Source organism: Arthrobacter sp. UNCCL28 (assembly GCF_900102805.1).
Taxonomy (GTDB): Bacteria; Actinomycetota; Actinomycetes; order Actinomycetales; family Micrococcaceae; genus Arthrobacter; species Arthrobacter nicotinovorans_A.
Window position 1 is genome coordinate 239,719 of record NZ_FMWE01000004.1, and the last position, 14,115, is coordinate 253,833.

At 62.9% G+C, this 14,115-nt stretch carries 15 protein-coding genes; 9 read left to right on the plus strand and 6 right to left on the minus strand.

Going from position 1 to position 14,115, the window contains the following annotated elements:
- The first annotated feature begins 51 nt into the window (after window positions 1–51).
- From BLQ01_RS13450 to BLQ01_RS13475, 6 genes are all read left to right on the plus strand, one after another.
- The gene (locus BLQ01_RS13450; RefSeq protein ID WP_026543443.1) at window positions 52–1,065 is read left to right on the plus strand and encodes a hydroxyacid dehydrogenase; all 1,014 of its coding nucleotides are present in this window, start codon (window positions 52–54) and stop codon (window positions 1,063–1,065) included.
- A 71-nt stretch (window positions 1,066–1,136) separates the two neighbouring features.
- Window positions 1,137–2,417, plus strand: a complete 1,281-nt coding sequence (locus tag BLQ01_RS13455) for an ABC transporter substrate-binding protein (RefSeq protein ID WP_026543442.1) — start codon at window positions 1,137–1,139, stop codon at window positions 2,415–2,417.
- Window positions 2,418–2,532: 115 nt separating this feature from the next.
- A complete protein-coding gene (locus BLQ01_RS13460) occupies window positions 2,533–3,459 on the plus strand; it encodes a carbohydrate ABC transporter permease (protein ID WP_026543441.1) in 927 nt (308 codons plus the stop codon).
- Window positions 3,459–4,400 carry a carbohydrate ABC transporter permease gene (locus tag BLQ01_RS13465; protein WP_091552267.1) on the plus strand — a complete coding sequence of 314 codons (942 nt, stop codon included), beginning with the start codon at window positions 3,459–3,461 and terminating at the stop codon, window positions 4,398–4,400. The genes BLQ01_RS13460 and BLQ01_RS13465 overlap by 1 nt, the downstream gene beginning before the upstream one ends.
- Window positions 4,401–4,405: 5 nt before the next feature.
- On the plus strand, window positions 4,406–5,104 hold the full coding sequence (locus BLQ01_RS13470) for a DUF624 domain-containing protein (RefSeq protein WP_254779436.1): 699 nt from the start codon (window positions 4,406–4,408) through the stop codon (window positions 5,102–5,104).
- Window positions 5,105–5,121: 17 nt separating this feature from the next.
- Window positions 5,122–6,939 carry a glycoside hydrolase family 35 protein gene (locus BLQ01_RS13475; RefSeq protein WP_091552269.1) on the plus strand — a complete coding sequence of 606 codons (1,818 nt, stop codon included), beginning with the start codon at window positions 5,122–5,124 and terminating at the stop codon, window positions 6,937–6,939.
- A gap of 256 nt (window positions 6,940–7,195) precedes the next feature.
- On the opposite strand, the gene BLQ01_RS13480 is transcribed toward BLQ01_RS13475, so the two are convergent.
- Window positions 7,196–7,537: a hypothetical protein gene (locus tag BLQ01_RS13480; protein ID WP_026543438.1), complete on the minus strand. Its 342-nt coding sequence runs from the start codon at window positions 7,535–7,537 to the stop codon at window positions 7,196–7,198.
- A gap of 106 nt (window positions 7,538–7,643) precedes the next feature.
- Between BLQ01_RS13480 and BLQ01_RS13485 the strand changes: the two genes are divergently transcribed.
- Window positions 7,644–8,294 (plus strand): CG0192-related protein, encoded by a 651-nt coding sequence (locus tag BLQ01_RS13485; protein ID WP_026543437.1) that lies wholly within the window; start codon window positions 7,644–7,646, stop codon window positions 8,292–8,294.
- Window positions 8,295–8,381: 87 nt separating this feature from the next.
- Window positions 8,382–8,807, plus strand: a complete 426-nt coding sequence (locus BLQ01_RS13490) for a hypothetical protein (RefSeq protein ID WP_091552271.1) — start codon at window positions 8,382–8,384, stop codon at window positions 8,805–8,807.
- Between the two features lie 82 nt (window positions 8,808–8,889).
- On the opposite strand, the gene BLQ01_RS13495 is transcribed toward BLQ01_RS13490, so the two are convergent.
- The gene (locus tag BLQ01_RS13495; RefSeq protein ID WP_091552272.1) at window positions 8,890–9,156 is read right to left on the minus strand and encodes a DUF3040 domain-containing protein; all 267 of its coding nucleotides are present in this window, start codon (window positions 9,154–9,156) and stop codon (window positions 8,890–8,892) included.
- Between the two features lie 297 nt (window positions 9,157–9,453).
- Here BLQ01_RS13495 and BLQ01_RS22655 point away from each other — a divergent pair, with 297 nt between their 5' ends.
- A complete protein-coding gene (locus BLQ01_RS22655; RefSeq protein WP_254779437.1) occupies window positions 9,454–9,915 on the plus strand; it encodes a hypothetical protein in 462 nt (153 codons plus the stop codon).
- A gap of 8 nt (window positions 9,916–9,923) precedes the next feature.
- Here the strand turns inward: BLQ01_RS22655 and BLQ01_RS13505 are convergent, their stop codons facing one another.
- The 4 genes from BLQ01_RS13505 to dnaK form a co-directional block, all read right to left on the minus strand.
- A complete protein-coding gene (locus BLQ01_RS13505; protein ID WP_026543427.1) occupies window positions 9,924–10,352 on the minus strand; it encodes a heat shock protein transcriptional repressor HspR in 429 nt (142 codons plus the stop codon).
- Window positions 10,353–10,362: 10 nt separating this feature from the next.
- The gene (locus tag BLQ01_RS13510) at window positions 10,363–11,343 is read right to left on the minus strand and encodes a DnaJ C-terminal domain-containing protein (RefSeq protein WP_091552274.1); all 981 of its coding nucleotides are present in this window, start codon (window positions 11,341–11,343) and stop codon (window positions 10,363–10,365) included.
- A 212-nt stretch (window positions 11,344–11,555) separates the two neighbouring features.
- Window positions 11,556–12,215, minus strand: a complete 660-nt coding sequence (locus tag BLQ01_RS13515) for a nucleotide exchange factor GrpE (RefSeq protein WP_026547921.1) — start codon at window positions 12,213–12,215, stop codon at window positions 11,556–11,558.
- 2 nt (window positions 12,216–12,217) lie between these two features.
- Window positions 12,218–14,089: a molecular chaperone DnaK gene (gene dnaK, locus BLQ01_RS13520; RefSeq protein ID WP_026543424.1), complete on the minus strand. Its 1,872-nt coding sequence runs from the start codon at window positions 14,087–14,089 to the stop codon at window positions 12,218–12,220.
- Between the last annotated feature and the right edge of the window lie 26 nt (window positions 14,090–14,115).

Genomic DNA, 14,115 nt, shown 5'->3' on the forward strand with positions numbered 1-14,115 from the left:
ATAAATCACGGTCGAACAGACCACTGAATTTTCGAAGGGAGGATCCCCTCAATGTCGCTCAAGCCCCAGGCACTGCTGGTCATGAATAGCGGAACCTTTGCTGACCAGTTCGATTCCACCCGTCTGGAGCGGCTGGCTGGACTGGTGGACCTTGGTGACCGGCCATGGACGGATTCCCTGGACGAACCCGGGTTGCAGGGGCGTTTGGAAGAGGTGGAAATCCTCCTCACCAGCTGGGGAGTGCCGCAGCTCAATGCTGAGCGTTTGGAGCGCATGCCCAAACTCAGGGCTGTTTTCCACTGTGCAGGAACTGTCCGCAGCTTCGTCAGCGAAGAACTCTGGGACCGCGGCATCACCGTGACCAACGGCGCCGACGCCAATGCGATCCCGGTAGCAGAATTCACTTTCGCCTCGATCGTCCTGGCAGGCAAAAAGGCACACATCCTCGCCAACGACGCCCGCACACACCGGGACGACTGGAGCTACATTGCAGACCGGGGCGAGCTGGGAAACATCGGCCGCGTGGTGGGCGTCGTCGGGTTCTCCCGCATCGGCCGCCGCGTAGTACAGCTGGTCCAGCAACTCCAGGACATCACGTGCCTCGTCAGCGATCCCTACGCGGATCCCTTGGAAGTAGCGGCCGCCGGCGGAAAGCTGGTCTCGCTCCAGGAACTCCTGCCCGTCTCCGATGTAGTCACCATCCACGCCCCGGCACTGCCGGAAACCCGCAACATGATCAGCACGGCAGAACTCCAGGCCATGAAGGACCACGCGACGCTCATCAACACAGCCCGCGGTTCCCTCGTTGACACCGAAGCCCTCGAGAAAGAGTGCGCCACCGGACGGATCACGGCGCTCCTTGACGTCACGGAGCCCGAGCCGCTGCCGGCCGGCTCCACCCTGTATGACCTCCCCAACGTCATCATCACCCCGCACATTGCCGGCTCGCTCGGAACGGAGACCCGGCGGATGTCCGATGCCGCCCTGGATGACCTTGAACGGTACCTCGCCGGCAAGGACCTCCTGGCCCAAGTAGTCCACGCGGACCTCGGCCTCAGCGCCTAGGCCCGGCACACCCAGCCACACCAACGCCGCACCTACGGCAAACTTAAAACCCAGTACTAAAGGAGAACGCAATGAAGCGCACAACCCTCGCCGCAATCGCCCTTGCGGTGACTGCAGGGCTCGGACTCACCGGCTGTGCCGGCGCTGCCGGTCCCGCCGAACCGCAGGCGGCCGAAGGCAAGACCCGGTTGACCGTCTCGGTCTGGAACTACGAGGGCACCCCCGAGTTCAAGGCCCTCTTTGACAGCTACGAGGCTGCCAATCCCAACGTGGACATTGAACCCGTGGACATCCTGGCCGACGACTACCCCCAGAAGGTCACCACCATGCTGGCCGGTGGCGACACCACTGACGTCCTCACCATGAAGAACGTGATCGACTACTCCCGCTACGCCAACAACGGCCAGCTGCAGGAAATCAACAGCGTGGTGGACAAGGTGGGCAAGGACAACCTCGCCGGCATGGACGCCTTCAACATCGACGGCAAGTACTTCGCTGCTCCCTACCGCCAGGACTTCTGGCTGCTGTACTACAACAAGGACCTCTTCAAGGCTGCCGGCATTGAAGATCCCAAGGACCTGACCTGGGAGAAGTACACGGAGATCGCCAAGAAGCTCTCCACGGAGGCCGGCGGCAAGAAAACGTACGGCACCTACCACCACATCTGGCGTTCAGTAGTCCAGGCCACCGCGGCAGCCCAGAACGGCGCCGACCAGAACAGCGGTGACTACGGCTTCATGGAGGACCAGTACAACACCGCACTGGACCTGCAGAAGTCCGGCGCCACCTTGGACTTCGGCACTGCCAAGAGCCAGAAGACCAGCTACCGGACCATGTTCGAGTCCGGCCAGGCTGCCATGATGCCCATGGGCACCTGGTACATTGCCGGCATCCTGCAGGCCAAGAAGGACGGCAAGACCAACGTCAACTGGGGCTTGGCTCCAATGCCACAGAAGAACGACGACGGCAAGGTCACCACGTTCGGTTCGCCCACGGCCTTCGCCGTGAACAAGAACGCTACGCACTCCGATGAAGCCAAGAAGTTCATCGAGTGGGCTGCCGGTGAAGAAGGTGCCAAGGCGATCTCCAAGATCGGCGTCGTCCCGGCCCTGCAGAACGATGCGATCACCGCCGAGTACTTCAAGCTCGATGGCATGCCCGCGGACGAACTGTCCAAGAAGGCCTTCACTCCAGACACCACGGAACTGGAAATGCCCGTCAGCGACAAGTCTGCCGCTACGGACAAGATCCTCAACCAGGAGCACGACCTCATCATGGTGGGCGAGCGCTCCGTCACGGACGGCATCGCTGAGATGGGCAAGCGCGTCAAGAGCGAAGTGCTGGGCAAGTAACGCCAGGCAAGCAACTGGTGCCGGTGCTGCGTCCCAGGATGCAGCACCGGGCCGGACCTGAATTCTCCGGATCCTGAAATGGAGGAACGCCCCCAACTCCCGGGGAGCGGTCATCATGACTACAGAAACAATTACCCAGGCTCCTGCCCCAGTGCAGAGCCGTGGCAACAGGAAGCAAGCCAGGCGCAACACGCTGATCGGCTGGACGTTCATCCTTCCGAACTTCCTTGGCTTCCTTGCATTCACCCTCATTCCAGTCGTGGCCGCTTTCGCGCTCTCCTTCATGGAATGGACCTCGTTCAGCGCTCCCAAGTGGGTTGGCCTGGCCAACTTCGAGCGGATGTTCGCCTCCGATTCCTTCTGGATCGCCCTGCGGAACACCTTGGTCTACGCTTTGGGCCACGTCCCCCTCACCATGGCACTGGCCCTCATCCTGGCCATGCTGCTGAACCGCAAACTCAAGGGCATCGGCTTCTTCCGCGTTGCCATCTTCTTCCCCTACATCACTTCGCTGGTGGCTGTGGCAGTGGTTTGGAACATGTTGTTCAGCCCGGACAGCGGCCCCATCAACCAGTTCCTCGGCGCCATCGGCATTGCCAACCCGCCCGGCTGGACGTCCAGTTCTGATTGGGCCATGCCCGCGGTCATCATCACCAGCGTGTGGCGCGATATGGGCTACTACATGGTCCTGTACTTGGCCGGCCTCCAGGCGATCCCCACCGAGCTGTACGAAGCCGCCGAAGTTGACGGTGCCAGCGCCTGGCAGCGTTTCTGGAACGTCACCATCCCGTCCCTGCGTCCCACCACGTTCTTTGTGGTGGTCATGCTGACGGTCTCCAGTTTCAAGGTGTTCGACCTCATTGTGGTCATGACCAACGGTGGCCCCGGACGGTCCACCACGGTGCTGTCCCAGCTGATCTACCAGGAAGGCATTGGCGAAGGTAAGTTCGGCTACTCCTCGGCCATTTCGCTGGTCCTGTTCATCATCGTGCTGACGGTCACTGTCCTGCAGTTCAAGATCCAACAGCGGAGGGAACGCTGATGACCAACATGGCCGAAGACCTCAAAGCCACTCATGTGACGGACGCAGCCCCGCTGCCGAACGGCGCACCCACTGCGGAAGACCGTCGTCGTACTGACCGCAAGCGTTCCCCGCGCGAGCAGAAGAAGCGCACCGCGAACATCGTGATCTACGGTGTCCTGGTGGTCCTCGTGGCGGCGCTGATGGTGCCGTTCATTTGGATGCTTTCCTCGTCGTTGAAGGAAAACAACCAGGTCCTCACCGTTCCCATCCAGTGGATTCCGCAGGAGTTCGTGTGGAGCAATTACACGGACATCTGGACCCGGATTCCCATGATGGGCTACCTGCAGAACTCGCTGTACCTGGCTGTCATCATCACCTGCCTGCAGGTCCTCACTGGCTCGCTGGCTGCCTACGGTTTCTCCAAGGTCCGCTTCCCGGGCCGTGACGTGCTGTTCCTGGCCTACATCGGCACCATCGCTGTCCCGTGGCAGGCGTACATGGTGCCGCAGTACATCATGATGCAGAACCTTGGCCTGACCAACAGCTTCAACGCATTGATCCTGCTGCAGGCATTCGGCGCTTTCGGTGTGTTCCTGATGCGCCAGTACTACATGACCATCCCGGACGAGCTCTGTGAAGCCGCCCGGATCGATGGCCTGAGCGAGTACGGCATCTGGGCCCGGGTGATCCTGCCACTGTCCAAGCCGGCCCTCGCCAGCCTGGCGCTGCTGACGTTCGTGAACACGTGGAACGACTACATGGGCCCGTTCATCTACCTCACGTCCAACCGCCTCTGGACTGTCCAGTTGGGCCTGCGGTCCTTCGTTGGCCAGTTCGACGCCGAATACGCCATGATCATGACCGGCTCGGTGATCTCCGTGATCCCCATCCTCATCATCTTCCTGATCGGCCAGCGCTACTTCATCCAGGGCATTGCGACCAGCGGGATGAAAGGATGAGTAGTGTGAGCGCCAAACCGCGGCGGTGGGCCGGGCCGGGATTCGAGACCTTCGGGAGTATTTTCGGGTTCATCTACACCTTCCTGGCCGGGAACGCACTGCTCGCCGTGGCCAACGCTCCGCTGGTCCTCAGCCTTTCGCTGGTGGCCGACCCCGCGGCTGCCTGGCCGTTCTTCCTGGCCCTTTCGGTCACCATCGCTCCGTCGCTCGCCGGCATCTTCGCTGCCTTCAAGGCATTGAACGACGACGGCGGCGCGGTCAAGCCGGTTGCCGCGTTCCTTCGCGGATACAAGCGCAGTTTCGCCAAGTCCGCGATGCTGGGCGTGGGGGCTGTGGCCATGCTGATGTTCCTCGGCGTGGATCTGGCCGTCATCCAAAACAACGCCGCGGCCCTTCCCGGTGCCGCACTATTGGTGCCGCTGATTGTCGTAGCAGCCGCCGTGACGGTGAGCCTTTCCGTCACGGCGATTGCCGGCGTCGTACTCCTGCCTGAGGCGAAGCTGAAAAGCATCCTCAAGGCTTCGCTTTATCTGGTGGCCCAGCGCTGGTACCTCAGCCTGGCCATGCTGATCCTGCTGGGGATCATCGTCTCCGCCGCCGTGATGCAGCCGGTCCTGGGCATCGCGCTGGCGCCGGCGCCGCTGCTCTTCGTGATCTGGAGCAACGCCTCGTACGCTTTCCACGCCGTGCTGCGTACCCCGTAAGACTGTTAGGACTTTCCTTGGACACGTTCGAAATCGGCGATCAGGACTTCCTCCTGAACGATCGGCCTTTCCGCATCCTCTCCGGAGCCATCCACTATTTCCGGGTGCATCCCGATCTCTGGGCGGACCGGATCCACAAGGCCCGGCTCATGGGGCTGAACACCATCGAAACGTACGTGCCGTGGAATGAGCACTCGCCCTTCCCAGGTGCTTTTATTGCCGACGGCGGGCTGGATCTTGGCCGGTTCCTTGACCTGGTGGCCGACGCCGGGATGCACGCGATTGTCCGGCCGGGTCCCTACATTTGCGCTGAATGGGATAACGGCGGGCTTCCGGCATGGCTGTTCACCGACCCCACGGTGGGTGTCCGCAGCAGCGAGCCCGGTTACCTGGCCGCCGTCTCCTCCTATATGGAAGCCGTGCTGGAGGTGGTGGTGCCGCGGCAGATTTCGCAGTGCGGCCCTGTGATCATGTTCCAGATTGAGAACGAGTACGGCGCCTACGGGGACGACAAAGCCTACTTGCAGCATTTGGTGGACCTGTCCAAGCGCCTGGGTGTGGACGTTCCGCTGTTCACCTGCGATCAGCCTTTCGGGACCATGATCGAGGACGGCTCGCTGCCCGAACTCCATAAAACCGGGACGTTTGGCTCGCGTTCCCTTGAGCGGCTTGGTTTTCTGCGGGAGCGGCAACCCACTGGCCCGCTGATGTGCGCCGAGTTTTGGAACGGCTGGTTCGACAACTGGGGAACGCACCACCACACCACCGACGCCGCTGCTTCCGCCGCCGAACTGGACGCCCTGCTGACCGCCGGGGCTTCGGTGAACATCTACATGTTCCACGGCGGAACCAACTTCGGGTTCACCAACGGGGCGAACGACAAAGGCATTTACGAGCCCACCATCACCTCCTACGACTACGACGCTCCTCTGTCCGAAGACGGTCACCCCACGGCTAAGTACTTCGCATTCCGGGACGTCATTGCCAAGCACTTCCCGGTTCCAGCGGAGGTGCCGGTTCTCCGGGCACCTGCTCCGGTTTCCGTGGTCCCCGTTTCTGAGTCTGTGCCGCTGCTTTCTGTTGCCGGGTCTACCTCGCTGGTGCCCGGAACCGTTCCTTCCGTGGAGAGGACTGGGCAGTACCGGGGCTTCTACCTCTACGAGGTGTTGCTGCAGGGCGGAGGCGTGCTGTCCTTCTCTGAAGTTCGCGACCGTGCCCAGTTCTTCCTGGACGGCGTGCCCGTGGGCGTTCTGAGCCGGGAACTTGGCGAACGCACTGTTGTCATTCCCGGTGGTGGTCGTCTGCAGGTCCTTCTGGAGGACCAGGGCCGGGTGAACTACGGGCAGAGGATCGGCGAGGCGAAGGGGCTGATCGGGCCTGCACTGCTGAACGGTGATGAGGTGCTGGACTGGGAAGTCGGCGCTGTTGACCTGGCCTCGCTGGACGCATTCCGGGCCGCTGCGGTTGCTCTTCCTCGCGGTGCCGCGTCCGCCGGTGTGGCCGGCCCGTCCATCTCCTTTGCCACTTTTGAAGCGGACGGCCCGGGTGCCGCGTCCGCCGGTGTGGCCGGCCCCTCCATCTCCTTTGCCACTTTTGAAGCGGACGGCCCGGGCGACCGCTTCCTGCGGCTGGACGGCTGGACCAAGGGCAATGCGTTCATCAACGGTTTCAATTTGGGGCGCTACTGGAGCCGTGGGCCGCAACGCACCCTGTATGTTCCCGGCCCGCTGATCCGCGAAGGCGCCAACGAGCTCGCCATCCTGGAACTCCACGGGAGCGCCACGCGCGAGGTGGGGTTCGCCGTCGAACCCGACCTCGGCCCCAACGAAAAGTAACCCTCACCCTCCCCACCAACCCTCACTCACTCTCTTTAGAGGAGTGATAGAGCGTCGTGGAATAGGGGGTGGAACGTGATAGAGCGTCGGGAAATAGGGGGTGGGACGTGATAGAAAGTTGGGGACGCAGAAAGGGACCGGTTCTTCAACCGGTCCCTTTCTGTTTATTCAGCCCTACTTATTCAGTTCTGTTAATTCAGCCCTGTTTATTCAGCTCTGTCTCTCCAACGAGTGAGCCTTCAGCGCGCGGGCGTCATTAGCCGCGGCAGAGCTCGCCGTACTTGGTGCCGGCTTCCTGGTACTTGGCGCCGAGCTCGCCCAGCTTGGCTTCATCAGGGGTTTCCTTGGCCTGCTCATCCATGTACTCCAGGATGGCGGTAACAACAGGCTTCATGTCGTCGGACGCTACGGGCTCTATGGGCCGCATGGCGTTGGCAACGCGGATAGTGGCGGTCTGGCTGGCGTTCTGGGGAATGCCGGCTGCGGCCACGCCAACGCGGTCGCAGGTTTCCTTGGTGGTCAGCTGCTGCTGTGCGGAACAGGCGGATGCCGTGGCGATGAGCCCGGCAGCGATCAGGACAGTGGTGAGTTTCTTCATGATTCCCTCAGTGGTCGACGTCCCTCTGATTGTAATCAGTGCAGGGGCCGGGCCGCGCATCGGACTCCTTTCGAACCTCGCCGTGCCCTGCCCTAGGCTGGGGTGCATGGCGATCATTCACAAGGCAAACCTGTCCCCGTCCAAGCTCGACCTCATCGCCGGCTACCTGCCAAAGCAGCCCTGGTTTATCCAGGACGGCACGCCGGAGCTCATTGGTGCCTACCGTTTTGATGATCCCGCCGGCGAGGTCGGTATGGAGACGCATGTGGTCGCTGCGGGCGAGCGCATCTACCAGGTTCCCCTCAGCTACCGCGGCTATGAGCTCGCCGGGGCCGAAGAGTGGCTGATCGGCACCATGGATCACTCGGTCCTGGGCAAGCGCTATGTGTACGATGCCTGCGCTGACCCCATCTACGTCAAGGCCTTGGCCACCGCCATCCTGACGGGCCAGAAGGAGGCCGAGCTGATCGTCGACGGCGAGCCGGAGCCGCGTCCGAGTTCCGTGACGGTAAAAGGCAGCGGAAAGCTCGACGGCGGTGTTCCCGCCCTGAGCGCCTCGGCGCCGGTCTCGGGAAGCGGCGTGACCATCATCGACGCCGGCGAGCTGCGGTTGAAGGTGGCCCGCGTGGTTGATGTGGCTGCGGACTCTTCGGCCAACTCGGCTGCCGCTCCTGAGCTTCATGGTGAGTTGACCCTGAACGGTCAATGGGCGGGGCTGGAAAGCCCGGTGGAGCTGGCGGCTGTTGTCCGCGACTGATCTTTGGACGCCGGAGCACCTGTTGGTCGCGGGAGCTCCGGCGTAGGCTGGCTCACGGGGCCGTCTACTCTTCCAGGGGCGCATCACATGTACAAACCTCAGAACATCATTCCCGCCGCGCAGGATCTGGCCCGTGAGTGGGTCTCCCACGCGGCGGACGGGACATCTTCCCAGACCGACGCGGTGGTGAAGTGGGCACTGGCCCGCATCAATCATGCAGACGTCCCATCCGTGGTCCACGGGGTCATGCTCACGCTGACCGGCAACAAGAAATCCGCCAAGGAAGCCCAGCGGGCGGCGGCCAAGGCAGTGAACAGGACGACGCAGGCCTTGAAACGGACCAGTCCGCAGCGCGCTCCGCGCCTGTCCGGGTGGGTGATCGGCCTGATTGTGGGGGCCGCCGTTGGTGCCGGTGCCATCCTTGCCTGGCGGATGATGGTGCCGCCGGGAGAACCTCAACCCGTGAAGCAGCCCGAGACTCCGGTCCAGCCGCCCGTGCCGCCGGTTCCCTAGGTCCCCCCGGGCCTTCAAGCAGCATCATCAAAGGTGCACGGTCCCGCTAAGGTGCCGGTTCGCCGTCGTGGTTTCCGAACCTTCACCGAAGCGAGGTCCTGGCGAGCAGCCAATACGCCCCGGCGCTGGCCAAGAGGAAACCCACCACGCCCAGCACCACAATCTGGGTCACGATCCCGGCGATCACCATGACAAAGCCACCCAGTACGGCGAGGCTGCCGAGAATGGTGCGGGCTGCCTCGCCCCGCGGCCGGCCCGAAGTCAGCTCGGAGGCCAGTTCGGGATCAGTGGAAGCCAGTTCCCGCTCCAGCTCTTCCAAGCTCCTGCGCTCTTCTTCCGACAACGACACCGGAAACTTCCTCACCACACGGGCAACGCCGCCGTCCTTGCGTCGATGCTCAGAATCAGCACGGGCTCTGCTTGCCGTGCCATGCCTTCATTATCTTCCCGTTCCAGCCTGCAAGCCACAGCAAATGAACCACGTAAAGCATGTCGGCGGCTACATTGCCGGTGAGGGAAGGCACCTTGGGTACGCGTTCGCAGCTCCGAGTCTTACCACGAGTCCTCAGCATGCTTACGATGGTGGTGCGGGTTACAGCCTGCTCATGTATGGACTACCGAACGCCGACGGAAAGTTGAACTCCCCATGGCACGACCAAACCCAAAAAAGTCACACGCCACAGGAGCAGTTCCCAAGCGGCGCGGACCAGCCCGGACCATATGGCTCATTGCCATGGGCCTGGTAGCCGGTGTGGCAGGCGGGGCCTTCGCATTCCGTATGTTGGTGCCTCCGGGAGAACCCGAACCCATCAAGGACCGCAGTCAGCAACCAAGGGGAGCCTCCCGGCTGGAAAAGTCGCCGGCCGACGCTTCAGAGCCGCACGTGGCCCGTCCAGCGGAAATCCTGGTTCCGGAGGAGCCGGTCGAAATCTCGACGAGGATGCGTCCAGGCGAATGGACTGAAGAATCGCTGGTGGAGCATGTGGAGAACTACAAGCAGCAGATCCGTGACATGGGGGCGCCCGAATCGCAGATCGTCACCGACGTGGAGCGGACCGAACAGGGCGCTGCACGGGTAGTGGTCAGCTGGGACCGGACCCTGCCGTAACCTCCGGCCTAGAGGTTCTCTCCTTGGCGTGGCCGCCACACCACAACTGCCTGGGACCGCGCCCGTGGACGCTGACCGCGGGAGAGGCTGACGACGTCGCCCGCTGCGCCCGCAGCGAAGATCCTCGCGTCCACTGGTGAGCGGCGGCGCGACAATTCCTCGGTCAGCTCAGTCACGCGGTACTGAAGTGCAGCAACCTGGTTTTCGAGGTCGAGGATGCGTCTGATGCCTTCGAGCGAGACGCCGGACTGCGAGAGGCGCTGGACCTCCCGCAGTTTGTTGACGTCGTTCTGCGAGTAGCGGCGGGACTTGCCGGGCGCACGGCTGGGCGACACGATGCCCAAACGGTCGTACTGGCGCAACGTCTGCGGATGCATATCGGCAAGCTCCGCAGCGACGGAGATGACAAAGATCGGCTGGTTGACGTCGATAGCCATGACCGCCTCCTTACAACCGGGCCTTTGCGGCCAGGTCGTGACGCGGGTCGGCGTCGGTGGTGGCGGCGGCGAACGCCTTCACGGCCTCCTCCGCTTCCTTGTTCAGGTTCTGCGGGACGGCGACGTCGATGGTCACCAACAGGTCACCGGTGGTCTTGGACGTTTTCACGCCACGGCCCTTGACCCGCAGGGTGCGGCCTGAGGGCGTCCCGGCCGGTACGCGGACCTTGACGGTATCGCCGTCGAGCGTTGGAACCTCGATGGTGGCGCCGAGTGCCGCTTCTGCGAACGTGACGGGCACGTGGATGCGGATGTTGTCGCCATCGCGGTGGAAGAAGTCATGCGGCTTCACGCTCACCGTGATGATGAGGTCGCCATTGCCGGCGGGGCCAACGTTGCCCTTGCCGCGCTGGCGGACTTTCTGGCCGTCCTTGATTCCAGCGGGAATCTTGACGTCGATCACGTTGCCGTTGCTCTCGCGCAGGCTCACCGTGGTGCCTTTGATGGAGCCGGCAAACGAGATGGAGGTAGTCGCGGTCCGGTCCGAACCCTTCTGCGGCGCACGCTGGAAGCCGGTCTGGCCGGCACCGCCGAATCCACCGCCAAAGAGGTCAGCGAATTCCGGAGGGATTCCGCCGCCCGCGGGCTGACGGGCACCGGGGCCACCGCCGAACAAGCCACCGAACAGGTCCTCGAACCCACCGTTGGCTCCTGCACCACCACGCCCGGCTCCAGCACCCGGCGCGAACCTGGCACCGCCCATGGCGCGGATGGCGTCATACTGCTGCCGATCCTCAGGATTGGACAGCACCGAGTAAGCCTCGGAAATGTCTTTGAACTTCTTCTCCGCAGCAGCATTCCCCGAATTCGTATCAGGGTGATGCTCGCGGGCTAGCTTGCGGTAAGCCTTCTTGATATCCGCGTCGGACGCGTCCTTGGCAATACCAAGGATCGCGTAAAAATCCTTTTCAACCCAGTCCTGGCTGGCCAAGAGCGTTCCTTTCTAAAACAAACTAAGCGTACGTCCGCAGTCATCTCACCTCAGGCGAGCTTACAGCGGGCGCGCAACCGGATATGGGGCGGCGGTGTGGAGGGCCACCCGTGGGGGGCCCACTGCCACGAGGGTCCCGACGCGAGCTTGCGAGCGTTGGGAGTGGCAGGGGACGGGCACCGCCCCATATCCGGTGTAGCGACAAGGTGGGACTAAGCCGGAACCGCGACGATGACCTGGGCTGCACGCAGGACCCGCTCACCGGAGCGGTATCCCGAACGCAGCACCTGGCTGACAGTGTCAACCTCGATGTCTTCGCCGGGCTGCTGGATGAGTGCTTCGTGGATGGTGGGGTCGAATTCGACTCCAGTGTCCGCGATGCGTTCCAGTCCGTACGTCTTCAGCGCGTTCTCCAGCTTGGTGGCGATGGCGGCGAAGGGGCCGTCTTCGAGGTCACCGTGCTGGCGGGCGGCGTCGACGTCGTCCAGCACCGGGAGCAGGGAGTTCAGGACGCCAATGACGGCCATCTCTCCTGCTACGGCGCGGTCGCGTTCGACGCGCTTGCGGTAGTTGACGTACTCAGCCTGAAGGCGGAGGAGGTCGTTGCGGAGCTCCGCAGCCTGGGCTTCAGCCGCGGCACCGGAGGCTACCGATTCCTCTGCCGGCACCTCTACCCCGTTGAGGATTTCCTCAGCTTGGGAGAGGGCGTCGCCGTCCGTGGGAGCGGCGCTGCCTTCGGTGGGAGCCGCAGCTTCGCTGTCAGGCTGACGTGCTGCCCCGGTCTCCGGGTCAACCTTGCGGTTGTCCCGGATAACCGGCTTGCGCGGCTCGTTGCCTTCTGAGTGCTCTGCTTCGTTGCCGTGGTGAGGCATGGCTACTTCTTCGCTTCGTCTTCGTCGATGATTTCGGCGTCGACGATGTCCTCGTCAGCGGCGGAACCTGACTCGCCACCGGCAGGAGCACCTTCGGCACCGGCACCCGGAGCGTCAGCTGCAGCGGCCTGCGAGTAGATGGCTTCGCCGAGCTTGGTCTGGGAAGCCTGGAGCTTCTCGAACGCAGTCTTCACAGCGGCGTCGTCGGTGCCTTCCAGAGCGGACTTGAGGGCGTCGACGTCGGCCTTGACCTCGGTCTTGACTTCCTCGGGCAGCTTGTCGTCGTTGTCGGCGATCAGCTTGTCCACCGAGTAGGCGAGCTGCTCTGCGGAGTTACGGGTGTCCGTAGCTTCGCGGCGGGCCTTGTCCTCTGCTGCGTGCTCTTCGGCTTCACGGACCATGCGGTCAATGTCGTCCTTGGAGAGCGCCGTGCCACCGGTGATGGTCATGGACTGTTCCTTGCCGGTGCCCTTGTCCTTTGCGGACACGTGGACGATGCCGTTGGCGTCGATGTCGAAGGTAACCTCGACCTGCGGAACGCCGCGGGGTGCCGGAGCGATGCCTGTCAGTTCGAACGTGCCCAGCGGCTTGTTGTCGCGGGTGAATTCACGCTCGCCCTGGAAGACCTGGATGGCCACGGACGGCTGGTTGTCATCAGCGGTGGTGAAGGTCTCGGAACGCTTGGTGGGGATAGCGGTGTTGCGCTCGATGAGGTGCGTCATGACGCCACCCTTGGTTTCGATGCCGAGGGAAAGCGGGGTGACGTCGATGAGGAGGACGTCCTTGCGCTCACCCTTCAGGACACCGGCCTGGAGTGCAGCGCCAACGGCCACAACTTCATCCGGGTTGACGCCCTTGTTGGGCTCCTTGCCGCCGGCAAGTTCCTTGACGAGCTCGGAGACAGCAGGCATACGGGTGGAACCACCAACGAGCACAATGTGGTCGATGTCCGCAACCTTGATGCCGGCTTCGGCAATGACGTCGTTGAACGGCTTCTTGGTGCGGTCCAGCAGGTCCTTGGTGAGGTCCTGGAACTTGGCACGGGTCAGCTGCTCGTCCAGGTGAACCGGGCCGTCGGGGGTGACGGAGAGGTACTGGAGGGAGATGTTGGTGCTGGTGGAGGAGGACAGTTCCTTCTTGGCCTGCTCTGCAGCTTCGCGGAGACGCTGGAGGGCGATCTTGTCCTTGGAGAGGTCGATGCCCTTGACCTTGAGCTGGTTCAGGAGCCACTCGACAACGCGGTTGTCCCAGTCGTCGCCGCCGAGGCGGTTGTCACCGGCGGTTGCGCGGACCTGGATGGTGGAGAAGTTGTCTTCGTCCTTGCCAACTTCGAGGAGCGAGACGTCGAAAGTACCGCCACCGAGGTCGAAGACCAGGATGAGTTCGTCTTCCTTGCCCTTGTCCAGGCCGTAGGCCAGTGCAGCCGCGGTGGGCTCGTTGACAATGCGGAGGACGTTGAGGCCTGCGATTTCGCCGGCTTCCTTGGTGGACTGGCGCTCGGCGTCGTTGAAGTAGGCCGGAACGGTGATCACAGCGTCGGTGACCTTTTCGCCCAAGTAGCTCTCGGCGTCGTTCTTGAGCTTCATAAGGATACGCGCGGAGATTTCCTGCGGCGTGTACTTCTTGTCATCGATGGCGACGTTCCAGTCGGTGCCCATGTGGCGCTTGACCGAAGCGATGGTGCGGTCGATGTTGTTGACGGCCTGGCGCTTGGCGATTTCGCCGACCAGGACTTCGCCGGACTTGGAGAACGCAACCACCGACGGCGTGGTGCGGCCGCCTTCTGCGTTGGCGATAACGGTGGGCTCGCCACCTTCGAGAACAGAGACCACGGAGTTGGTTGTTCCGAGGTCGATACCTACTGCACGTGACATATCTTGTTTCCTTTCAATGGCCGATG